The following is a 24,962-nucleotide window of genomic DNA, read 5'->3' on the forward strand; positions in this document are numbered from 1 at the left end:
CAATAGATTTCTTGGAGATTCTTAACTCTATGATCAAGTAAAAGAAGGGATTGCCGAAAGTTTTTTGTTTAAAACACATAAGGCACAAAATTTGATTATATGTACAGTATCAAAATATTATAACTTTATTTTTCTTGATTGCGAGGTCAAAAATGATCTACCCCAAAGCTAATATTGTTGTCGTTGACGATACGCGGGCAAATTTGCATCTACTCAACCAAATTTTGACTGAGGCTGGATACCAGATACGTCCTATTCCCGATGGAGAACGTGTATTAAAAGCCGTAGAAAAAAGTCCTCCAGACCTTATTTTGCTTGATATCATGATGCCTGGTTTAGATGGTTATAGCATTTGTGAAAAACTCCATGCAAATCAGAATACGCGTGATATTCCGATTATTTTTACCAGTGCCCTAAGCGATGCTTTGGATAAAGTAAAAGCATTTGAGGTCGGTGGTGTTGATTATATTACCAAACCTTTCCAAAAAGAAGAGATTCTAGCGCGGATTGAAAACCAACTTACGATCCAACGTCAAAAACACCTTTTAACAAGTATTTTAAATAGCTCTCTAAATGGAATTATGGCACTTGAAGCTATACGTGATAACGATGATAAAATTGTTGATTTTCGTTGGTTAATGGTCAACTCTGCGACAGCGAATATGTTTAAATTTTTATCACAAAATATCGTTGGAGAAAATTTAATAGCACATTTTCCTGGTGTACAGGAAAATGGTTTATTAGAGAGCTTCATCACTGTTGTCGAAGCAAACTCTGTTCTCAATAAAGAAATTTATTATGATTATATAAATTTTCGTGGTTGGTTACAAATTGTCGGAATGAAGTTGGGAGATGGTTTGGTTGTTACTTTTTGCGATATAACTTCACATAAAAAACTAGAACTCACTTTACAGGCACAGGCAAACATTGATGGTTTAACAGGAATCGCCAATCGACGTCTTTTTGATCATTATATCCAGCAAGAATGGCAACAGTGTTATAGGAAAAGCGAATCTATGTCTTTGATTTTATGCGATGTCGATTATTTTAAGTTGTATAATGATCATTATGGTCATCAAAAAGGAGATGAATGTTTAAAAAAAATAGCGAAGGAAATAGAAAAAAGCGTTTGTCGCCCTCGTGATCTTGCTGCACGTTATGGCGGCGAAGAATTTGTCATTGTGTTACCTACAACAAACAGCATGAATGCTCTACAAGTAGCAAATGCTATCAAAAAAAATATTCAGCGATTACAGATACGCCATGAAATATCTCCTACCAGCAATTATGTAACTATAAGCATGGGAGTAACTACTGTTACTCCAGCACAACAGCATGGTTACCAGGAATTAATCGCCAGTGCTGACCAAGCATTGTACAAAGCGAAAAAACGTGGACGTAATACCATTGAACAACAAACTATTGAGAGTAGAGCACATGTTAAAATTATCTAATATTTGGATTGTATTTGCTTTGTTATTGACCTCGACATCTTGGTGCGAATTAAATAGTTCTAGTTCTTTAGTTCTTGATTCTAATACAAAAGTAGATCAACGCTACTATTTGTACTCAGTTTTAGAAATTTTACCTGATCCAGAAAATAAATGGAAGATAGATGACATTCTAAAACAAGAACACAACTTTCGTCCTAATGATACTGCTCAAACAGGACTCTCTTCTCATATTTATTGGTTGCGGTTAACAATAAAAAATCGTTCTATGCAAACAAAGAAACTCATCTATTACCTATATCCCAATCACGAAATAGAACAATATTCATTTTCAAGTAGTGGAGAAAAATTATACCAGCGCACAGGCATTCTCGTGCCCATTCCTGGCCGTTCTCAAGTGTTAAATCATGACGAGTTTTCTGTTTTACCTCTTGTTATCGAAAGCAAAAGTACGCAGACATTTTACTTTCGTCTGGCTTGTGATTCTAAATTTTTGATGCGCTTTACCAATCAAAAAATTTACGGAGAAGCTTTTGACAATGATAGTTTTTCCAAAGCATTTTTTTACAAAACGTATTGGCGAGGAATTGTATGCGGCATTTGTCTTCAAATTGCTCTATATCATCTTATTTTTTTTGTTGTAGTTGGAGGACGAATATATTTATTTTTCAGCGTTTATATTTTTTCATTTGTGTTGGGGGATCTTTCTTTCTTCGGTTTTGCAACCAGAATTTTATGGCCAAATACCCCAGAGTGGAATTTTTATTTCTTATGGATAGTATCTGGAGTATGGACAGTTTTTTTTATCCACTTTAGTGTTGAATCTCTAGATATAAAAAAATATGCACCACGTTGTTATCAAATCACCAAGTTTTTAAAATCTATAACATGGTTGAGCATTGTTGTTTTTTGTGTTTTTCCTGGATGGATGTCTGGGCCTTTGGTGTTGTTTTTTACGATGAATTTTGCGTGGCTTTTTGCTATCGCTGGCTATTTGTTTTGGAAAAAATTTTCTCATGTTCGTTTGTATTTTTACGCTAATATTCTGTTTGTTTTGTCTTTGTCTTCAGCATCATTTTATATAACAATGGGTTTCTCTAGATCCCTTTATTATGTTGCGATTGCTGATTTAGGTGTCATTCTTCAAATGTCGTTGTTTTCAATTAGTATTGCGCAAAAGATCAATCAGATTCGCAAAGAAAAAGAAGTCGCTCAATTGGAAGCTCTACAAGCCGCGCGCAAAAATGAAACTTTGATTTATGAACAAAACTTAGTTCTTGAACAAAGAGTAGCCCATAGAACTATTGAGCTCAACAAAGCGAAAGAGAACGCTGAAGCATCTAGTCGAGCAAAAGGTTCTTTTCTTACCAATGTCAGTCATGAATTACGTACACCTCTGAATGCGATTCTTGGTTTTACTCAGTTACTCCATCAGAGCCAAAATCTACCAAAAAAGGAACGTGAACATCTGCAGATTGTACAGCAAAGCGGACAGCATCTTTTGAAGCTGATTAATGAGGTTCTTCATCTTTCTAAAATAGAAGCAGGTTACCTGTCAATAGAGGAAACGAGCTTTGATCTACATATTTTGCTCGAAGATTTAAAAAAGATGTTTCACATTAAAATGGAGAATAAAAACTTACAGTTTGTAACGGAATTTTCGCAAATCCCTCAGTACATCTACACTGATGAAGCAAAGTTACGCCAGATATTGATCAATTTATTGAGTAATGCTGTTAAGTTCACTTCTTGTGGGGAAGTTAGATTACAGGTAAAAGAAAAGCATACTATGTCCTCACAATCGCGAATGACTAGTTTGATTACTTTTGAAGTTGTTGATACTGGCCCAGGAATTTCTTCACGGGAAATAAAGAAATTATTTGATGCGTTTGTTCAAACAGAAACGGGACGTCTAACCAAAGAAGGTACAGGTCTTGGACTGAATATAAGTCAGAAATTCGCACATTTATTGGGGAGTGAAATCAAGGTAGATAGTTCTATCGGACAAGGAACGACCTTCACCTTTGATCTACAGGTGGGAATTTCTAAAGAAGTGGATGTAAAAAACTCTGATCCAAAAAATGTTATTGGATTATCACCAGGGCAAACCTCATATCGTATTCTTGTTGTAGATGACAATGCAAATAATCGCCAACTACTTGTCGAAATTTTACAACCACTTGGTTTCGAAATCAAAGAAGCCGCTGATGGCAAAGAAGCTGTATCTCTTTGTGAACAGTGGCAACCTCATCTAATTTGGATGGACATAAAGATGCCGATCATGGATGGCTATGAGGCAACAAGGTGCATTCGAAATATACCCATGGGGAAAAAGACTATAATTATAGCTCTTACTGCCAGTTCATTTGAAGAGGATCGCACAAAAATTCTAGCAGCAGGTTGTGACGCTTTTATTCGCAAACCGTATAACGAGCAAGAAATTTTTAAGTGTTTGCAACAACAGCTAGGAGTAGAGTATATTTTACACGACACTGCCGTTGAAACGAGCATAAATTTAAAAGCAGAGAGTTTAAGATTTGAGAGCATGGCACAGTTACCAAAAGAATGGTTGCTTAAGTTTGAAAGTGCCCTCACAGAGGCAAATGTTCGTAGTATGCGTAATCTAATCACTAAGATTCAGGATCAACATCAAGATACTGCTCGCGTATTGGAGAAATTACTCACAAATTTTCAGTATGATGAAATTACCCAATGGATAGATAATAATAAGTAAAGATTGGTTTTCGATACTTGAGGTTCGCAATCGTAAATGATGGCTTTTCGATAAAACAATCACGAACACATAAATCGAACTGCACATCGTTCAGTGGATATAGCTTTAAGTTTGAACTGAATGTGCTTGCAGATTTCAGAAACGGGGAACCTAACGATTTTTTATTTCGATGTGAATGTTATGTTTAGGAACTAGTGCACTTGAAAAACATTTTTCTACTTTTATCCCTTCTTGCAGTTTAAAATCAAATCGTTTTCCTAATTGAGCTAAAGCAATTTTTATCTCCATCATTGCAAAATGCTTTCCAATGCAAATTCTCGGTCCATTTCCAAAAGGAATGTATGCTTTTTTCTGATTCGGTGTGAGTTTTTTGGCAAATCGTTCAGGTATAAACTCTTGGGAGTTTTTCCAGTATTTTTTATTGTGATGTAGCATATAAGGTGAAAAAAGTATGATGGATTTTGCCTTGATTCTATGGCCATCTAGCATTTGTTTTTTAGGGATATAACGGGAAATTAGCCAGAAAGCAGGTGAATAGCGCATCGATTCGTTGATGATTTTTTCCATATAATCTAACTGGTGAAGTTTTGCTAAGGTTAAAGGTTCTTGTCCTACTACTTCATCAAGTTCATCATGAAATTTCTTTTTTATTTCGTTATTCGTGCACAAGTGATGTAATGTCCAGGATAGAGTGAGCGCCGTGGTTTCTATACCTGCCATAAAAAACAGTAGTATTTCACTAACGAGTTCTTGTTCATTCATGTACACTTTTTTATCCATATAGAAAGCCTGGGTAAGGTCGTAAATAAAAGAGTTTTTCTTTACTTTATGGCGAATGATATTTTTTACAATAGAGCGAAATTTCATCAGAGAGGCGTTTAACTCCCTATTCTGTTTAGATGGGATCCACAATGGTAGAAAAAAGCCCTTGCTGATTATTTTTTCTACTGTTACCACTAATAATTGGATATTTTCAAGAATTTCTTTACTATCTTTTTCGGTGAATGCCGTACCAAATACAGTGTGTGAGAGTGTTTTTAATGTGTAATGGAAAGACATAGAGCTTATATCTACTGTTTGTTGGTGGAATATTTTGCCAGTTTCCTGCTCAAAGCACGCACAGATATCATTAAAGTAGCTCTCTATTTTTTTTCGAAAAAACATTGGCGAAAGCGTCTTGTTCCTTGATTTCCAACGTTCCTCATCTATCTCGACAAGAGAACCTTTGATGATTTTTTTACCAATAGCATATATTGGCCCACCTTTTATATAATTCTCTCGTTGTTTAAGAACTTGCTCTATACCGCTTAGTGAAGATATATAATAACATCTCATTGGACCCAGTCTAAATTTAGCAACAGGTGATTTTTTTTCTAAATTAGCTAAAAAACTAACTGGATCTTGGTGAAAATTTTTCATCTTTTTCTCTTATTAAAGAAATATAAATATGTTAGCTTCTACCGAAAATAGGAACTAAAAATAACCTACTAAACGGATATACAGAGTAGAAGTCATCGTAATGTTCTTTGGTATAATGGTGATTACAGTGAGCCTGTGCAAGGCGATCAAATTCCGACGAGCAAAAGAAATAACGCAAATACCATGGACATATTTCGCGCCGTGATTGCACATCCATGTGATAGTAACGATGATTGATTTGGGTGAAGATGGCCAAAAACGAAGGTAATATGGCAAAAATGGCAGGATAACCCCATAGAAAATATATTACTAAGCATATGTAAGGATGCGGGGTTAGTACAAAGAGAGAGTAGTAATTGATCATACAACTGATATTGGCGATACTTAACCCGTGATTACTACACTTTAAAGCTCTGATAACCCACGGTTGATCGGAGAATCTTTTTTCCATTGTTTGTTTGAACTCTTGGGGAACAATACCTGTCGAAGTTAACTCTGATCGTGCGTCCCAGGCATGTTTATGATGAGCAATCAAGTGATGAACATAATGAGGATATAGCCACCACTGAAAAAATTTGCTGCGCACAAATCTCCACTTACCATGCCAGATATAGCGATGAATCATATAATCGGCAATAACAGCACATACATATCCGAGAAATAAACTAATGGTAATTTGTGTTGCTGTGTACCAAGAAGCGAATATGAGAGATAAAAAGAAAGAGAAAAGAAAAAATAAACCAAATATTATCATCGTTTAATCCCCCAAAGTTATTTTGCCATATCTGATGCGATGAAATATCGAATCACCAAAAAGAGCTACTTGCATTTTTGCTCGCTTCAAATAGAAGCCCAGATCTAACTCATCTGTCATTCCAATACCACCGTGCATTTGAATAGCTTCATTGCTAATGAGTTCTAATGTATCATTTGCTTTTGTTTTTACTAAACTGGCCAAAGTGGCAATATCCGATGAAGATTTACGTTTTTCTATTGTATCGATGGCTGCTAGTAAGGCTGCCTGACTCATTTCTAAAGAGCTGTACATCCGTGCACAGCGATGTTGCAACGCTTGAAAAGATCCAATGTTGACACCAAATTGTTTGCGAAGTTTCAAATACGATAATGTAGTTTCTAGTAGATGTTGTGCTGCTCCTAACATTTCAGAAGCTATTGCGATCCTCGCGCGATCCAAAATTTGCTCCAAGGCCTTTTGTAATACTATGCCTTCGCCTAATAGATTTTCTTTAGAGATTGTAGCATCCACAGAGAGATTGCCATAATTGCGATTGTCAATCATGGATAGAGGTGTTATAGAAACACCATCTTGCGTAGAGTTTATGATAACGATAAAGAGGTTTTTGTTGTCATCACGACATACGACAAATACAATATCTGCTCCGATAGCATCGATGACAAATGTCTTCTTGCCTTGTAGTCGATAGCTATTGTTCGTCCTACACAATCTTGTTGTTATGTCGCTTTTTAAGTGCCTTTCCGATTCTTCTATAGCAAAAGCGACTTTCAATTGCCCTTGGGCAATTCTAGGTAGCATAGTTCGTTTTTGTCTTTGTGTTCCCAATATATTGATCGCAGATACACCAAGTAATCCTGAACTAAGTAAGACGGTTGGTGAAAGATACCTTCCCATTTGTTGAGCTAGTAAACACAGTCCTTTAAAATAGGGACCTGTGCCACCATATTCTTCATCAATGTCAATGCCAATCCACCCCAATTTGGCTATTTCAGCTAGATGCTCGGGGGAATAACGTTTGGGATAGTGATCACCATCATCCCTAATTTCGCGAAAATGTTTGGCATCCATGTATTTGCCAAGATATTGTTGCGCACTGTCGAGTAACAATGTATCTTGCGTGTTTAATGTAAGTTCCATATGACCTCACTTTTTTGGCAGCTGTAGAATTTTCTGAGCAATAATATTTAACTGAATTTCGCTAGTTCCGCCCTCAATGCTATTTCCTCTCGATCGTAACCACTGTCTAGTAAATACTTGTTCTTTATTTCCCAAAGTAGGCTCGTTCCATCCTAGACCACTACAACCTAGTATTTTTAATAGTGTTTCATATCTGCGTTGTTGGATTTCTGAACCTAACAATTTAAATAACGAAGCTAGGGAGGTAAGATTTTTCTGTTGCACAGCTCTTAACATGGTGAGGTCAAAACATTGGATGTCCATCATTAACTTTACTAGCTCATCACGGCGTAGTGAAAGCGATTCCTTCTCTGTTTCATTACTTAAGTATTTCTTGACTACTTCGCGAATTTTGAACTTGTAAGGCTCATTTTCTAACAATTGAGCAACTTCAGCAACGGCTTGACGTTCATACTGCAAAAGATACATTGCTACTTCCCAACCATCATTCAATGAACCGATTAAATTGTCAACTGGTACCTTTACGTCGTCGAAGAACACAGCAGAGAATTGCGTGCTACCATCAATTAAAGTAATTGGCCTTATCGATACTCCAGGGCTTTCCATATCAATAAGAACCAAAGATAATCCAGCATGTTTTTTTACTGTTGTATCTGTTCTCACTAAACAAAAAATCCAATCACAGTGGTGGGCATTGGTCGTCCATATTTTGGCTCCGTTGACAATGAAATCATCACCTACAAGTTGCGCTTTGGTTTTCAAGCTAGCTAAGTCGGAACCCGCATCAGGTTCAGAGTATCCCTGGCACCAGCGTATTTTACCGCTTATAATAGGAGGTAAAAAACGTTGCTTCTGTTGTTCTGTTGCGAATTTGAGTAAAACAGGTCCAAGCATCCATAAACCAAAGCTAAACAATGGTGGACGTGCTTTTATCGCTTTCAATTCTTCTTGTAAAATTTGGTTTTCTTGTCCAGAGAGTCCCCCTCCTCCGTATTTTTTTGGCCAAGTCGCAGCAATCCAGTTTTGGTTGTGCATTGCTTCAAACCATTTTTTTGCATCTGGGTGAGGCCATGTTGTCGTTCTTCCTCCCCATGGCCACTGCTCATATGTAATGGGAGTACGCATTGTAGGAGGGCAGTTCTCTTGTAACCAATTTTTGACTTCGCACCTAAACTTTTGCAACTGCACTGATATTCCTTTCATTTAGCGAGGAGTGACTTGTATTCGTTAGACATTTTTTGTCGTTTATATTTTTGTCTTGTAAAACAATCCATTGCGGCAGCATGGGAGGATTCTTTCCTGCAAATTGCCATCCCCAAGAACCATGTTTGTTTAAAAATGGGATTTTGGTTTTTTCTTTAATCTTATGGAGATAGTAAGGATCATTTAATAAAAATATTGGCATGTATAATAGATATTTTGGCAACCACCTCCAGACTTTAGTTGAAGCACGCTTACTCCACTCTTGTGTTGTTAAATGATAGTCGAGAGTCACATCTTTTATTACTTTTGTACTATATTTATCGCTGTATTTAACTAGGCCATCTTTTTCTAGAGGGTACCATCCACCATTGGCTCGCTCAATAATATAAGAATTGAACCTTTCAGAGAGTGTAATCATGGGTCTTCGAAAGTGAATACAAGTAATCATTACTTTTGCTACAGGTGAGTTTTTATTTAATAGTAGATGAATTCGATCAAGGATATCTTGGTAGAGCTTTTTTGGGTTTTTCCGAGTGACTACAGTTGGCATGTGTTCCAGACAACCATTACAGATAACAAGATCATATTTGTTGTGAAAACTCTTGTCTAGTTGGAAAAAGTCTATATTGTGCACCTGAATATCCATATTTTGGCATAAAGTCATTTGTTCAGGAGAAAGCGTGATTCCTTCGCAAATACAACCAAAGTCTTTGATATACTTAAGTAAATCTCCATTACCGCAACCTATTTCTAACACTTGCATTCCTTTTTTGATATCTGTGTGATCAATGATCCATTGGTATTTTTCTTTTTGGGCTTGTTCAAGGCTTTTGCTCTTATCATTATTGTAAAATCCCTCGGTCAAAGCTTTGTTTTCTCCCATAGCAATTGGCCAAATCAAATCTAGAAAAGAATACATGTTGATCACTTTATTGGAGTGTGGGTCCAATACTATCATTCCTTTGTTATGAAAAATTTCGATAGTGATTTCAACTAAAAATGGTAATAAGAATACAGGCCATGACCAAGAATGGGTACACAGATAAAATATCGTAAAACAGATAATACTGTTTCTTATCAAGCAGTGAATAGATAAACCAGTTTTCATCATTCAACTTTCTGTTGGCAACTATTTTGGATGTTCTTTTAGACGTTGTTGTTGTCTATGAAAATAGTATGCCAAGGTGTGTTGGTTTTTTGAACTACTCGTTTGTGAGGGAAGTTTTTATTAGAGTTAAAGAAAGTTTCGTTTTTGTAACGTTTGGAAAGAGATTCTAATATTGCTAATAGACTCCAATAGGTAGCTAATAGACTCCAGTAGCAAAGTGGATTGAAAGGCATCAGAAATTAAGGCAGATTCTTTTGAGTTAACAGGAAAGGAAGTTCTTTTAGAATAGTATTCTGGGTCGTGTAAATAGAATGTTCCTTGCAATTCAAGGGATCCCTTGAATTGCAAGATATTTGAAGTATAAACAATATAAAATGAAAGAAGTTTAGCAAATTATTTTATTTCGCCTAATTAGAAAAGAAGTCGGGTGGTTAAATATATTTATGTGGAGGATTATACGCATTGAATATTCTTGAGTTGAGTTTTGTTCAATGGATTATACGGCTTTCAATTCCAAAGAATAGTTGTCGTTGGGAAATAAATTGCAGAGTAATATGAAAACTATAGCACTAGAGGCTAATCCTAAAAAAATAGGTTTTAAACCAAGAAATGTTAGCATTTCTTGTTGAGCTAAGATAACAGCAATACTCCCTACAATCACAGATCCCATAGCACCAGCCCAACTTGCTTTTTTCCAATAGTGTCCAACTATGTAAGGAAAAAAAGCGCCACCTGCTCGCAAAGTCATAGAAAACATTAGCAGAGTAATGATGCTTTTGGTATTAAACCAAGCAATAATTGATCCTAACAAACCAATCATTATCATACTCATTTGGGTCATTTTAAGTACTTCTTTATCAGAAGCTTGTTTGTTTATGTAGATTTTATATATGTCGTTTGCGAATATTGAGCCTGCTCCAAGCATATTTGAATCGGCGCTCGACATTGTTGCGGAGATAATACCAGCGAATAAAAATCCAGCTAAAATAGAGGGCATTGTTGCCATAGCTAGAGAAGGTAGAGCATATATTGCCCCTTGTTCCATGAGTTTAGCATCCATTTTACTCTCGGAAACCATGGCAAATGCAATTAGCCCTAAAATAACGGGGATAAAAGCAAAAATAACATACACGCCGCTCGCGATTAGCGATCCTTGGACAGCAGCTTTTTCATCTTTAGCGGCATAATATCTTTGTACTGCTTCTTGTCCTACCGCAAAAGAAGTAACGTAGATCACAACAAGAGAAATAATAGTGCCATATCCTATTCCCTCAGTGAAACTTAGCTTTTTAGCTGGCATGCTTGCTTTTACTACTTCCCAACCACCAACTGCATCTAGAGCATAAGGAACTGCGATAAACATACCACCTACAATTAAAAACATCTGTACAAAATCAGTTAGGGTAACGCTCCAGAGTCCCCCTAGTACAGCGTAAACAGTAACAACAATAGATACAATGAGTACGCAAGTGGTGTAATCCCACTGAGTCATTACCTGTAAAACTACAGCAGAAGCAATAAATTGAGCAGCTGTTAGGCCGATTAGTGGCAACATCATGATGAGAGCGGTGATAAATCCAGGAGCATTTCCATAACGTCTTCGAAAGTATTCCGGTACGGTTTTAACCATGGACTGTCTCAGTTTTGGCGCAAAAAATGAAAGAATAATAAAAGTAACAGCCATAGCTAAAACATACCATACAGCGCTGAGACCCCATTCTCCATATGCTTTTTCTACAACACCTAAAGAGCTTCCTCCACCTATTTCTGTTGCTGCCAATGTTCCGGCCATCATTACGGGTCCTAATCTACGACCAGCAACCATAAAATCATCATTGGATTCTATTTTCATCGAAGCATACCAACCAATGCCAATCATTCCCAATAGATAAAAAACAACGACTGTTATTACTATAGTGTTCATGTTTTCTCCTTGTAATTGACAATAAACATAATAAAGTTGATTCTAATCTAGTAAATATTATTGTGAAGGTGTTGCTTCGCTAAGATTTACTCTAACTCACATACTTACTTGTTTTTCGGATTATACGGTTTTGAATTGAAAATTTGCTACCCTCTACAAAATCGGTCAATTCCTTTTGGCTAAAAGAATTCCAATAACAGCTAAAAGATAGCTTTCCACAACAAATGGCATGGCAATCATGTGCGGAGGAAAAGGTATACCTAATAATAATTTTGTTAGGAAAAAAACGACCACAGCTGCGGTAGCGGAGGTTAGACCGACGATTAAAGCTATTTTTCGTTTGTAAGGTATGGTTATTCGAAAAAGCGCGATTAAAAACGATGAAGCATAAACACCTGTTATTGATGCTTCGGGACCATGATCTAGCGAGGCAATGAAAAATGCCATGGCAGTAACCGATGATATTTCGAGAAGCACAGAAAGAGTAAGCAGGGGTTTCATACGCGTATAGCCTTTTCTTAGAAGATATAATGCTACTAAGAAAAATCCAATTATCAGTATGCTACAAAGGAAAGATCTCATGTTATTTTGTGAAAGATATACTTCTACAGGAGGAGGAGGAAGAGTCAAAACGGCAATTTGTCGAAAAATGAAAGCAAAAACTATCAATTTTGATATTTTAATCAGTCTTTCTGAAATAGCATTACACTCCCTCGTTTCTGCTGCATTTTTTATTTGTTGTTGTAAATTGATAACAAGTTTGTCTTCTGGTGATAAAATATCAATTTGCGATTGCGCCAGCCCTAAATCGAGATTCTTAATTGCTGTTTGAGCATACTCTAACCGCGCGTTGTATGCACCTTCTTCTGCTTCTTTGTTCTCTTTCCACAATTCAACAGCTTGACAAAACCCAGCAATTGCTCCAGAGAAATAGTTGTAGATAACCCCATGTTCTCTATCCGAGAGATCTGCTTTTTTAATTTTCTTTCTTGCTGCCTCAAACATTTTCTGAGCGTTTTGCGAAACTATGATACTCTCTTTGTGTTGTATGTAACCTTCGATGTCTTTTTTTAGTTCGGATATACTTTTATAGCGATCTTTTGGCTTAAATGACATCGCCTTTAAGCATATTTGTTTCAGCTCCCGAGAAACATTATCGTTCCACTTTAACTCCTTGTGTTGCATTACAGAACTTAAAGTCATAGTAAACTCTTCTGCAAGATGAGGAGGTTTTCCCATTAAAATTTCGTAAAGAATTGCCCCTAATAAATATATGTCGGTCCATGGTCCTAGCTGTTCTCCGTCTCCGTTTGCCAATTCTGGAGCCATATAAGAAGGTGTTCCGAGAGGATTTTTTACTAATTGTTTAGAGGGAAAATTACTATTTGGTTCATCTCGAAAATCAACTGCAATTCCCCAATCCATAAGAACGACTTCTCCATACTCTCCAATCATTACATTATCAGGCTTTAAATCATTATGTACAATCCCCTTATCGTGGGCAAATGCAATCGCATTCATTAAATCGAGCATAACCTCTAAATTTTTTTCTAAGCTATATGTTTTATGGCTCATAATTTCGCGCCACGATTTTCCTTCTACCAGCTTCATCACTAAAACAAGTTCTGAGTCTTCGTTTGCTCCAAGATCATAAACTGGTATGATATTTGGATGATCTAAATAAGCGGTTATTTTTGATTCAGAAACAAATTGATATCTAGAACCTGTTTGTTGCGTATTCGCTATTATTTTTTTAATCGCTACTTTTCGCCCAAGGCTAGTTTGGTAACCTTTGTATATAATTCCCATACCTCCTCGCGCAATTTCTTCTTCAATTTCAAAATCGAGCCCTTTTTTATCAGGAGATGAAGGCGATTCTTGCGCTACTTGATAATCAATAGAAATTGTTTCTAGTTTTTTCTCTGCATCGTGGTTGAGATCATCTTCCCATTTATTAGAGTTGAAAGTGGCATCAGTAGTACCATCCCAATTATTTAAAATTTTTTTCCAATGTTCGTCAAAATTGTCCATAAATTTTACCTCGCTAAAAATTGCTTGTGCATGTTCGTTACTTAGGGCGTGTCATCATTCAATACAGATAAAAATATAACGGATTCATTTAATGATACGCCAGTAGTATTGAGCCCGAGCCCGTTTGCGAGCCCGCGCCCGAAAACTTTTTGAGAGCGACAGAAAGTGATTTATTGGTTCAATACTAGTTTTTTGCGATGGAAAAAGAAACTTTGCTTCTTTGATAAATTGTTAGTGAAAGTTTCGGAAACGGGTTCGCAAACGGGCTCGGGCTCGAAAAAACACACAATATTTTGAATGATGACACGCCCTAATTCAATTTCTATTATTTATTCTCTTTTGATTTCTACCTAGATATTTTATATATTTTGGCAAGCTTTCTAAAGCTTGAAAAGTGTATTTCTAGCATTCCGAACACAAATATTTGTAAATTTTGTTATTGTACACAGAACTTAGATAATATCCAGAAGCATATTATCCATAAAATATTCAGATTAGAAAAGCGATGAAGAATGTTTTGAAGTTGATTCAGGAGCGGTGTGTGAAAAATCTACTTGGCTAGAACAGCTATAAAATAACGAATACGGTCGCTCGCCTTGTCTTGTTTACTATTTTTGCTGCCCTTTGTGCTTGTTGTGCTCAGAAGTCTAGTAAATATAGTGCTTGAACGTTTTGGGTGAGGTGAACATTTGGTTTTGTTATTATATATACATAAATAAAAATCATACATTCTTAAAGGGAGCAAAAAATGAAATCATATCTAATAAAACTAGTTATCTGTTTACTAACACTTTGCTGTTGCCTATACTTTTCTAAAAACCAAATCACTTTTGATGTTGTTGCCATTTCTATTCTTTCTTGCCGTTATTTTGCAGTGTTTTGTGTTGAGTGTTTGTACACAAGATTGGAAAAGAAAGATATCTTAGCTGTATAACTATTCTACAAATCAATACTACACCTACCAAAAATATCAGTTCTTGCTAAAACTTTTTACAAAACCTATTGGTTGAATGGTATTCTACAAAATTCTTTTATGGAATTTATGTTTATAGAACATTTCCAAACTCACCGAGTGTTTAAAACCTAATAGTTTTATTCTGTTTGCTTGAATAGGATTAGGTTTAAAGTTCAGAAATCGATTCAGAGCATTAAAATTATTCACAAGTAATCTTCTCGTTCCTTCAAACTTCTCTTTATCGCAGATCATATCTTCAGCATATGTTTCCAAGCGAACCATCTGCTCTAGATAGTTCATCAACCATGCCTTCCCAGTAACTTCTAGGACTCATTGCTCCCATTCCTTTGGTCTGTCCACAGGTTTAAAATTATAAAACAACTTGAGCTTTTGCCTTTTTGATTTTATAATGTTTTTATTTTGAGGTTTATTTTGAACGGATTTAAAAGTGAATCATTAGAGTATGTTAACAGTAATACGAAATATAACGCTTGCTCTTTTTATCTAAACCAGTTGTACAATATTAAAAATTCTACTTTTGATAACTGTTCTTTTAGGAGCGATGCAGAGTTTGGGGATCTTGAACATTGTAAGTTTAACAACTGTGGATTTTCTAAAAATTTTAAACTTTCTCTGGCTTGTAAAAAGCTAGAAAAAATACCAACATATATATTCCAATTGGAAAATCTTTCAGAACTAAATCTGTCGAGCAATGAACTGAGCAGTGTGCCTTTTGAAATTACACAGTTAGAGAATCTTTCGAAATTAAATTTGTCTTCTAATAAACTTTGTAGCTTACCTCCTGGTTTTGGGCAGCTAAAAAACCTCTCGGAGTTAAATCTGTCGAGCAATGAACTGAGCAGTATGCCTTTTGAAATTACACAGTTAGAGAATCTTTTGAAATTAAATTTGGCTTCCAATAAACTTTGTAATCTACCTTTTGAATTTGGACAGCTAAAAAACCTCTTAGAGTTAAATCTAGCTTATCATCAATTAGAAACTCTACCTCCTGAATTTGGACAGCTAAAAAATCTCCTCAAATTAGATTTATCTTACGGCGAACTAAGTACTCTGCCTTCTGAATTTGGGCAGTTAAAAAATCTATCTGAATTAAATTTATATTCTAATAAACTACTAAGGACTCTGCCTTCTGAATTTAGACAATTAAAGAATCTTTCGAAGTTAGACCTAGAGCGTACGGAAATAAGTACAGAGTTACGAGGATTCATTCAGTGGTCTTTGCCTTACTGCACTGTTAAGGAATACTGTGACTTGTATTGAGTGGGTATGTGAAGTATTTAGTATTGCTTTGTAAAAAAAATAGGTCACGGTCATTTAATTCTTTTTTTCTTGATAGGGCGTGTCATCATTCAAAATATTGTGTGTTTTTTCGAGCCCGTTTCCGAAACTTTCACTAACAATTTATCAAAGAAGCAAAGTTTCTTTTTCCATCGCAAAAAACTAGTATTAAACCAATAAATCACTTTCTGTCGCTCTCAAAAAGTTTTCGGGCGCGGGCTCGCAAACGGGCTCGGGCTCAATACTACTGGCGTATCATTAAATGAATCCGTTATATTTTTATCTGTATTGAATGATGACACGCCCTAATTTACATTCATTTTTTTTCTTCGATGTTACGAAGGTAGCAGCTTATAATTGAAATTTTTTATTTGTCTTCAATTTATCTTAAATTTCAAAAAGAGATTTTTGCTATTATTAGCTCTATAGCAAGTAAAATAAGTACCTTATGCATTTCTTGAAAAATCAACAAAAAAAGAATTAAATGGCCTGACCAAAAAATAAAGTAGAGGAATACCAACGCTCTTGGTATAATTAAGTTGTGGCTTTTGTAGTTTATGTAGTAAAACACTGTTTCTTACAGAGCAGCGGATGCATGCCCCGCCAGAAGTCACTCACGCCTGTTCATTGTCTAATTCAATTTTCGCTTCTATTATTTCTTTTCCTTTGATTTTATCTCCCAGAAATTCCAAACATTGTTTTAAGCTTTTAAAGGTTTGGAAAAAATCTGCTTCTAGAATTCCTAGTATATCAAATATTTGTAAATGTTGTTGTTGTGCGCATAGCAAAAGAGTGATTTTTTTTCTTTTAGCTTTTTCTGATATTGTTATTAATAGCATTGTTCCTGCTGAGCTTAAATAGCATCCGTTGGTTAAGTCTATAATGATAAAAGAAGATCTTTTACATGCTGTTTCAAACGAGTTAAGAAGATTTTTATAGCAAATCCAATTTTCACTTGTTCTTTGTCCATCTACATAAACCATTTTGGTTTGGATGATAGTTAGGTTGCTCATTTTTAATCCTAAAAATGTTTTGAAATTGATGTTAAATGCTATTTTGAAAAAATGTTTTTGGCTGTAAGGCTATGTAAATTAGCTTACGTGGAGTATCATCGCGTCTTATTGACTTATTTTATTGACTTTGAGCCTTTTTGTCTTTTGAAATGTAGTAAATATAGTGCTTACGGGTTTTGGGTGATAAGAGTATGGCGTTTTGTTACTATGTATACATAAATAAAAATCATACTTATTAAAGGAAAAAAAATGAAATCATGTCTATTGAAACTAACTGTATGTTTACTAACACTTTGTTATTGTTTATATTCTTCTGAAAACCAAATTACTTTTGATGTTGTTGCAATATCTATGCTTTCTTGCCGTTATTTTGCAATTTTTTGTGTTGAGTGTCTATATACAAAACTAGAGAAGAAAGATATTTTAGCTGTATAGTAAAACAACTATAGTTCTCGAAAGTAAGAGCTTCGCTTTTGAGGTTCTTTAGAATTCCAACAAAAACTTAATTTTTCCAAGAAAATTTTTTCAAGCGAATACAACTGCTTTTTTTGTTCTTCACAAACACAATCTTTTGCTCCTACAAAGGTAATATTTATACCTTTACCAATAACATTACTAAATATTTGTTGAGCTCTTGCTATATGAAAATTAGAGGTGATCACAATAATATGTTTCCATTTGTAATTATCGATGAAATTTTTTTTAACAAAATAAGCATTGCCGATTGTTTCCATTGATTCGTCTTCCATGAATATATCTTTTTGTGGCACTTGTAGTATTTGCAAGTATTCTTTCATTGCCTGTGCTTCACTTTTCTTAGTAAGCCCTCCACCACTAACAACAACAGGACAACGATATTTATGGTAGTAATCCACAGCTAAAATCACTCGCGCTTGCGCTAATTGGTTTAGTTGGTCTTGTTCATCAAGCGCCATTCCTAAAACAACAATTGCTTCGTATTTTACATCCAAATTACATTCCTTAAATAAACTTTACTAAAAACAATGTTTTTAATGAATTGCTTGTTTCCTTTATTTTTCGCCAGCGCACATCTCTTTTATAGTAGTTATTTGTATTCTTTATAGGGCGTGTCATCATTCAATACAGATAAAAATATAACGGATTCATTTAATGATACGCCAGTAGTATTGAGCCCGAGCCCGTTTGCGAGCCCGCGCCCGAAAACTTTTTGAGAGCGACAGAAAGTGATTTATTGGTTCAATACTAGTTTTTTGCGATGGAAAAAGAAACTTTGCTTCTTTGATAAATTGTTAGTGAAAGTTTCGGAAACGGGCTCGCAAACGGGCTCGGGCTCGAAAAAATAGACAATATTTTGAATGATGACAGGTCCTACTTAATTCCTGATTTTTTATTAGTAGTTTTGAGATATTCGCGTAAAAACTCATATATCTTTTCAGCGGCGATTTGGTTTCCTTCTGCGTTGTAATGAGTATTTTGCTGTAGATATAATTCCTTATTATTACTTTCAAAATAAGGTAGAAGATCTAGGTACTGAATGTCGTTTTTTTGGCAGTAAACTGATAAGAATTTTTGTGGAAGTTTTAGTTGGTAGTCTTGCCACTTAATCTCGTATTTAGTTTGCAACTGTGATTGTAAAACTCTGTCACTTTGGAATTGATCTGGATGAATTACCATTATATATTTTGCTCGTATATTTTGTGTATGTTTGCGTATTTTGTCTATAATCGCAATCGTTTCACTCCATTTTATTTTTGGAGGAGGAAACGGGCGACAAATTTGTAATCGTTGGTATTCGATTGTTAGAAAGGTGTTTTTTTTGAACATTTTCTTATTGTTAATAACGTTTTTCCGAGTTTTGTAATAATTGCGGAGCCACTGTGACAATCCCCAATAGTGCGGACGAAATTTCATAATACCGCTGCGCTTACGAACACTAATTTCGGCAAACTGAGAAGTATTTGTGTCTGGATTAGCAAAATCATTACCTACAAAAAATCCATGTACAACAATATCAGGCTGGTATTTGGCGGCAAATTTTTGAAGAATATATAATTGATGTAGTGGCTCGTAGCCTCCTACAGAAAAATTAATGATCTCTACTTTTTTGTTTTCTTTTGCAAATAGGTTTTGGAGCAGATAGTGATAATTTTTGTGACCACCAGCGCGCCCAAATGAATCACATAGCCCTAATATTCTCAAGGTATTTTTAGGCTTGTTTGGTGAAATTTTTTGCGGCCACGAAGATGATATTTCTCGTTCAAACGATTTTTCGTTCTCCGGAATTTTAGAGGTCAATAGAAAAGTATTAAAAACAACTTCAGTTAAGGCAATACTTACAACTATAGTTGTAGCAGCTAAAGTGATTTTAGTAATAACTTTTCGTGGATGATGGCTTGCCAGAAAAACAAGAGCAAATATAACGAAAAATAGGAGAAGTATAGGTGCGGGTACGATCATTAGATCAATAAAACAATCGGTAACGAGCAGAAGAGCTGTAATGGTAATGGCGATTGGAATTACTTGGTAAGTAAGTAATCTTTGGTAAAATATCTGGTAACGCTTTTTATTGATAAATATCCAAGAAATAACAATTATATTGATCGCTTCTATACATAAAAGTGTGAAATAGTTATAGCTGTAACGCGAAAAAACTTGGGGTTCATGGCTCTTATGGAAGAATAGAACTAGGAGCACACATAGATTTATCGTAACAAATCCCCAGCGAATGATATTTGCAAGCATTTTTTTCCTCAGAGGTAGATTTATTCTATTTTATTATAGGACACGTTCTATATAGAGCGTGTCCTATATTTGTCTAATGCGGAATTTGTGCTTCTAAACTAATGATGGGGCTTGCGATTACTCGGTGCTCATTTTCAAAAGCACGTTTTATCGCATCTAAAGCTCTTAAATACTCGCGTAGAGTATTTTCTTCTACCCACCCTCCTAAGCGAAGTTCGTTGCGCAAATTACTTACAGCAGATTGCAGTTGGAATATTTCACTGTCAACATTTACGTTGATAATTTTATTTTGTAAGTATTTTGCTAGTTGCTTCTTTTTTGATAAAGACACTTCTTTGTTAATATTTTTACCACGGCTTTTAATAAATTCGAGGCTGTAATCAATCTCAGCTATTTGCTCTGGATATTCCTTAATTGTGCGCATACGTTTTTCTATTGTTGAGTGTATTATGCGACTTCCTCGTCCTTTTAAAGAGCTTACTATTTGCGAAGCAAGCGATTCGTATTGTACGAATATTTGGCCGATATCATCGTACCAATTTCCAGGAGAGCGTTGTAGCTGTTTTAAGCGATTTGCTTTTTGTTGTTGTGCTAGTAGTTTTTTCTCCATTTGTTGTTTTTGCTGTGGATTTTGCATTTTATTGATAATATTGCGCGAATTTTTTTCCAGTGTTTGTAGAGTTGATAAAACAGAAAGACCAGGGGATTCTTTTTGGCTGTATGGCTTTAACATCGTAACAACAGCGGCGAATTTTTTTTCCATCATTAAAATTTGCGCTTCTTGTAATAATTCGTTTATCTCTTCTATTTCCTGTTTACCAAAATCAACGTATTTTTCTGCACCAGAAAAGCCTACTGTTTCTTTTAAAACTTCAGGATAAATATTGCGCAAAGTGATTAGATCATTTTGAAGAGTTGGAATTGTTTTACGAAGGCCAGCACGTCTTTTTTCTAGTTCAACAATAAGTATTTGCGCTGTGTTTGTTCTTCCTTCACTTTGCTTTTGCAGTTTAGCCTGACTTAATTGATTATTTAAATCTGTTTGTAAGTCTTTAAGGTCTTGCGCAAAATTTGCTGGGCTTAGACGCTTACCTTCGTATTTTTCAAGTACTGTCAAAGCCTCTCTGTACATTTTTTGATTACTTAGTCTTTTACTTTCGCGTAGTTTTTTGCTGTAAAAACTATATACTCGCTTTGCAACAATTAATGTTTGTTTAGAAGAAATATCTATGTCTTTGTGCCCTTGACTTGTTGGAAATTCTTTTTTGAGACGCACCGCTTTTTTTTCTAGAGGCAGTAAGATACTTTTTAGTTTTGTTGTGTATTTTTGAATTTTATTTTCTATGTGAATTACGCGCTTAGCTAACTGAAACTGCTGTTTTTGTTGATCAATAACGGCAATAAATTGTTTGATCTCGCTTAGAGATTGAGTAATTTCACCAATACTTGTTTTTACTTTAGTTGTAAGAGATGTATTTGTAGAAACGAGCTTTAGAGCATCAGCAATTTTTTTATTTTGGAAGTTGTTTTGCGCGAGTTCTATTTTCTTTTGTACTTGTGTGTTTAGCTTTTTAAATGAAGAATATTTTTCTCGGTATTGTTTTAATTCTGTTATGAAAGCGTGATTTGAAGGAAGTACTTTGTCAAAGTTATCTATTTGCTTTGAGAAGTTTGTTAGCATTGTTTGCAGAGTATTTTGTTGTTTTTGTATGTAAACGATACGCTTCGAGTATTGTTTGGCGCGCTTACTATTTTCTACTTGTAATGCTTTTGCTGTTTGGCGAATTTCACGCATGATGTCTGATGCAGCGTTAAGATCTTTCATTATTTCTTCGTATTTGTTATTACTGTTTTCTAGTTTTTCTTTTGCATCAGCGGTATTGTTATTGTCTAGGTGTTCATTAGCTGTTGCTATTAAATCACGTAGGTACTTAGTATGATTTTTCGCTAGATCAATACTTGCAGCTATTTGCGTTGGTGGTTGTTGAATTCCCAAATTAGTTGGAATATTTTTTATTTCTTGCAATAGATTTTCCACACTAGGAGTAATCTTTTTAAGATCGTCGTATTGCTGTGATTTTTGGACGATGATTTGTAGTACTTCACCTTTATCACTTTTTTTCTGTCTTAAAACTTCTAGCCCTTGGATTTTTTGGTCTATATCTTCGTAAATATTTGTTAAACCTTTGATAATGTCCGATTGAAATTTACTGTACGGTGCAATGATCTCTTCTATTGTTTGAGAGGATTTTTCGTTACCGCTTAGTATTCTCTCGGCTATTTTGTGATCATTTTCTTCGACAATAGATTTTTCAGCTTTGCGTATGGTCTCTTCTAGGTTATCAACTTGCTTTTTGTAAATTCTCATCTTAGTTGCGATATTGATGTCCAAAGGAATTTTGTCTTTAAAATCTTCGTATTTTGTGTCTATGAGTAGTTGTTCTTCTTCAATGGTGTCAATAAGTTCTTGTGCGCTAAATGCATAGTTGCGTAGTTTACGAAGAACAGTAGTAATATTATCTTCTTGTAACCATTCGTTTTTTAGAGCGCGATTAATATAGCGCGTTGTTTTTAGGCTAGAAACTATACGGCGAATAATATCTAATTTTATTTGATAATGTTCATCGTGTTGGTCGTTATGAGGTTGCAATACTTTTAGAGCTTGTTCGTGTTGCCCCTTTTGAAGAAGCTCGTTACTTTTGACTATAGTTTTTTTAAATTGAGAGACAAAGCTTTTGCTTTTTACTATAAGTGGCTGTATACGTGGATGGGGATCGATGTATCCCAATGTTGCAGGGTATTTGTCGACAATTAACTGATAGAGTTTGTCAGCTTCTTGTGTGTACTCTTCTATATCACGTAACTCTTGCTTTACATGTGCTACTTCTAGATTCGCTTGTATTTTATTTTTTTGTTTACCAAGATAGTGACGAATAGCTGGGCCATAAAAATGCCAGGTTGTTCCACCAATAATGACAAGAGTAATAATAATTACTGAAAAGCGTTTTAATAAAGCAGAGCGCGTTAAAGGTAATCTTATTTTTCCTTTTGCTTCTCCTGATGGAGCAAAAGTAATTCCATATCTACGAAAAACAGCAAGGTCCTCAGGAGAGATTGTCATTCCTAGTTTACCGTTAATGGTATTTCTTTTCACTTGCTCACATAGAGTTTTATATTTGGTTTTTCCGCGATCAATATTAAATCCATAGCGAGTGAAAATAGCGCTATCATGTTCGCTAATTTCTATATCATCTTTTTTGTTTTCTTCTTCGAAAACCATGAGTAGCGGTTCTATGGGTTTTGAGTATTTGTCGACTACTTTTTTGACATCAGGTATATTTTTGTCATCACCAGTAATTGTTTTGGCGTAAGCATCATAAAGAAATTTCCTTGTGGTTTTTTTCTTTTCTATATTAATATTATGCCGTGACAATATTTCTGAATCTTCGCGACTTAGATTGACTTGCTGTTCCATAAAACGATGGCTATCTAGCCATATAATCATTTCATTCAATGAAACTTGATGACAAGTTACATTGTAATTTTTAGATTCATAGCGAAGCGGAGAGCTTACATGTTTTTCTTTATAAAATTTATTTTTATAGAAATAAATAACCCAATATTTTGATCCAAAAGGAAACAATATTGCGTGTTTGTTATCACCAGTAATGACTAAGACTTTACTTTCAAGACCGTACTTGGATATCAATTTTGATAAATTTGTCGCATTTTGATTCTCATAGACTGTGACTTGAGTAATTCCTTTTATAAAGTCGCGGCATTCACCATAAGTTAAGTTTTTCATAGTTATTCCTTTTTATGTTTGTTTCCAGCAAAATACATAAAATACAATAAACTTGCAGCGAAACACAAACTACAAAATACGGAAGTTACATAAGAGAAAAGTCTAAAGAAAGAAAGCATCGACATCTCTCCGTGCCAAAAGTTTTTATAGAGATTAATAGCAATAGTTCCAATGTAACCAACGGAGTCTGTTAAATAAATCATAAATACAGCAGTGGCGGTTACCCCAAAGGCGGCGATTAAGCGATCAAAGAGAACGCAGCCGTATGGCACATAAGCGAGGTAAAGCCCTAACCCCACTAAAATCATCCACACAGAACCATCTATGATTTGTGCATCAAAAAGAAGAGTGCTAATGCCTATAAGTAAAGTGCCTGCTAACATTATATAGTGTGTGACAAATAACCCTATACGATTATTCTTTACTAAATACAAAAGGGCAAGAAAAAACATTACCACAAATGGAATAGGAGCTTCTGCTTTTGTGAAAATGAGAGGTTCAGAACCGTATCCAAGACCAAGCCAAATTTCTGCAGCAAAATCATCACGTACGCCTCGGTAGGCTGTCAAAAAGAAATATAGAATTGTTAAAAATAGTAAGCCAGGAAAAAACATTTTGATAAATTCACGACGTTGACTACTATTCATTGGAACGCGTTTAGTCCTTGCTTCCTGATCTTTAGGGGTAGGATCAGGCATTAAACTTAGTGCCCATATAGAGAGTAAAAAAATAGGGAAAAAACAAGCGCCTGTAACAAAAGGCATCCAGAATTGTGAGATGCCATGATTTAGCCACAAAGCACCTACTGTTTTTACTGCTCCGCTTGCAATAATGTAAGAACAACTAAGGCCAGCTCCTAACAACTCTGATGTTTGCCGTCCTTCCAAAAATCCAAAAACTAAACCCCAGACCATTCCTAGTGGAATGCCATTTAAAAATATGGCTATCGTTCGGACTACAGGATCGTCAACAACAGCAAATAGTAATAATGCTGCTTCTGCCCAAGAGATCATTAGAATTAATCCCCACGCACGATACTTGGCTTTCATCTCGGACACAAATTTTACACCAAGACATTTTGATAGTGCGTAACCGATGAGTTGACTAATGATTAAAACAATTTTAAAGTCTATTCCCCAGAGACTAAGTCCCTCATATGTGGCAACAGTAAATGGTTTGCGAAATCCGTACATACAAAAATACGTCATAAAAGCAGCAATGATTGCATATGAGCAAAAGACAAATACTGAAGTATTTTCAAGACGTGTAGTGATGTTGCGATTTAGCTTTGTGATTATTTTCATATTTTTTCTCTTCTATGAATATGTTATGCTTGTTTTTCGTAGCATGTCTATGCTCCCTAAGTCGCCTAGAGAGCAAAAAAAATGTTTTAACACTCTTT

The 24,962-nt window shown here is 35.2% G+C and carries 17 protein-coding genes; 5 read left to right on the top strand and 12 right to left on the bottom strand.

Annotated features, from left to right (window positions below; genetic code table 11):
- Positions 1-152: 152 nt before the first annotated feature.
- Together UABHE_RS01025 and UABHE_RS01030 are read left to right on the top strand one after the other, a co-directional pair.
- On the top strand, positions 153-1,454 hold the full coding sequence (locus tag UABHE_RS01025) for a diguanylate cyclase domain-containing protein (RefSeq protein ID WP_372368285.1): 1,302 nt from the start codon (positions 153-155) through the stop codon (positions 1,452-1,454).
- Positions 1,438-4,185 carry a response regulator gene (locus tag UABHE_RS01030; RefSeq protein WP_372368286.1) on the top strand — a complete coding sequence of 916 codons (2,748 nt, stop codon included), beginning with the start codon at positions 1,438-1,440 and terminating at the stop codon, positions 4,183-4,185. The genes UABHE_RS01025 and UABHE_RS01030 overlap by 17 nt, the downstream gene beginning before the upstream one ends.
- Before the next feature lie 150 nt (positions 4,186-4,335).
- Here UABHE_RS01030 and UABHE_RS01035 read toward each other — a convergent pair whose 3' ends face one another.
- The 7 genes from UABHE_RS01035 to UABHE_RS01065 form a co-directional block, all read right to left on the bottom strand.
- Positions 4,336-5,604: a cytochrome P450 gene (locus tag UABHE_RS01035; RefSeq protein WP_372368287.1), complete on the bottom strand. Its 1,269-nt coding sequence runs from the start codon at positions 5,602-5,604 to the stop codon at positions 4,336-4,338.
- 31 nt (positions 5,605-5,635) lie between these two features.
- Positions 5,636-6,358 carry a hypothetical protein gene (locus UABHE_RS01040; protein ID WP_372368288.1) on the bottom strand — a complete coding sequence of 241 codons (723 nt, stop codon included), beginning with the start codon at positions 6,356-6,358 and terminating at the stop codon, positions 5,636-5,638.
- Between the two features lie 3 nt (positions 6,359-6,361).
- Positions 6,362-7,498: an acyl-CoA dehydrogenase family protein gene (locus UABHE_RS01045; RefSeq protein ID WP_372368289.1), complete on the bottom strand. Its 1,137-nt coding sequence runs from the start codon at positions 7,496-7,498 to the stop codon at positions 6,362-6,364.
- Positions 7,499-7,504: 6 nt separating this feature from the next.
- Positions 7,505-8,686 (bottom strand): acyl-CoA dehydrogenase family protein, encoded by a 1,182-nt coding sequence (locus UABHE_RS01050; protein ID WP_372368290.1) that lies wholly within the window; start codon positions 8,684-8,686, stop codon positions 7,505-7,507.
- Positions 8,667-9,812 (bottom strand): cyclopropane-fatty-acyl-phospholipid synthase family protein, encoded by a 1,146-nt coding sequence (locus tag UABHE_RS01055; protein ID WP_372368292.1) that lies wholly within the window; start codon positions 9,810-9,812, stop codon positions 8,667-8,669. The genes UABHE_RS01050 and UABHE_RS01055 overlap by 20 nt, the downstream gene beginning before the upstream one ends.
- A gap of 493 nt (positions 9,813-10,305) precedes the next feature.
- A complete protein-coding gene (locus UABHE_RS01060) occupies positions 10,306-11,733 on the bottom strand; it encodes a sodium:solute symporter (protein WP_372368294.1) in 1,428 nt (475 codons plus the stop codon).
- Positions 11,734-11,898: 165 nt separating this feature from the next.
- Positions 11,899-13,764: a serine/threonine protein kinase gene (locus UABHE_RS01065; protein WP_372368295.1), complete on the bottom strand. Its 1,866-nt coding sequence runs from the start codon at positions 13,762-13,764 to the stop codon at positions 11,899-11,901.
- Between the two features lie 748 nt (positions 13,765-14,512).
- On the opposite strand from UABHE_RS01065, the gene UABHE_RS01070 reads away from it, so the two are divergent.
- Positions 14,513-14,698 (top strand): hypothetical protein, encoded by a 186-nt coding sequence (locus UABHE_RS01070; protein WP_372368296.1) that lies wholly within the window; start codon positions 14,513-14,515, stop codon positions 14,696-14,698.
- Between the two features lie 453 nt (positions 14,699-15,151).
- Positions 15,152-16,000: a leucine-rich repeat domain-containing protein gene (locus UABHE_RS01075; protein ID WP_372368297.1), complete on the top strand. Its 849-nt coding sequence runs from the start codon at positions 15,152-15,154 to the stop codon at positions 15,998-16,000.
- A 632-nt stretch (positions 16,001-16,632) separates the two neighbouring features.
- Here the strand turns inward: UABHE_RS01075 and UABHE_RS01080 are convergent.
- Positions 16,633-17,031: an STAS domain-containing protein gene (locus tag UABHE_RS01080; RefSeq protein ID WP_372368299.1), complete on the bottom strand. Its 399-nt coding sequence runs from the start codon at positions 17,029-17,031 to the stop codon at positions 16,633-16,635.
- 249 nt (positions 17,032-17,280) lie between these two features.
- On the opposite strand from UABHE_RS01080, the gene UABHE_RS01085 reads away from it, so the two are divergent.
- Positions 17,281-17,466 (top strand): hypothetical protein, encoded by a 186-nt coding sequence (locus UABHE_RS01085; protein ID WP_372368300.1) that lies wholly within the window; start codon positions 17,281-17,283, stop codon positions 17,464-17,466.
- 8 nt (positions 17,467-17,474) lie between these two features.
- On the opposite strand, the gene UABHE_RS01090 is transcribed toward UABHE_RS01085, so the two are convergent.
- The 4 genes from UABHE_RS01090 to UABHE_RS01105 form a co-directional block, all read right to left on the bottom strand.
- Positions 17,475-18,002 (bottom strand): YdcF family protein, encoded by a 528-nt coding sequence (locus UABHE_RS01090; RefSeq protein ID WP_372368301.1) that lies wholly within the window; start codon positions 18,000-18,002, stop codon positions 17,475-17,477.
- A gap of 379 nt (positions 18,003-18,381) precedes the next feature.
- Positions 18,382-19,755 (bottom strand): hypothetical protein, encoded by a 1,374-nt coding sequence (locus UABHE_RS01095; protein WP_372368302.1) that lies wholly within the window; start codon positions 19,753-19,755, stop codon positions 18,382-18,384.
- Positions 19,756-19,828: 73 nt separating this feature from the next.
- Positions 19,829-23,560 (bottom strand): hypothetical protein, encoded by a 3,732-nt coding sequence (locus UABHE_RS01100; RefSeq protein WP_372368303.1) that lies wholly within the window; start codon positions 23,558-23,560, stop codon positions 19,829-19,831.
- A 2-nt stretch (positions 23,561-23,562) separates the two neighbouring features.
- On the bottom strand, positions 23,563-24,864 hold the full coding sequence (locus tag UABHE_RS01105; RefSeq protein ID WP_372368304.1) for a DUF5690 family protein: 1,302 nt from the start codon (positions 24,862-24,864) through the stop codon (positions 23,563-23,565).
- Positions 24,865-24,962 lie beyond the last annotated feature (98 nt).

This window comes from Candidatus Uabimicrobium helgolandensis (assembly GCF_041508025.1).
Taxonomy (GTDB): Bacteria; Planctomycetota; Uabimicrobiia; order Uabimicrobiales; family Uabimicrobiaceae; genus Uabimicrobium; species Uabimicrobium helgolandensis.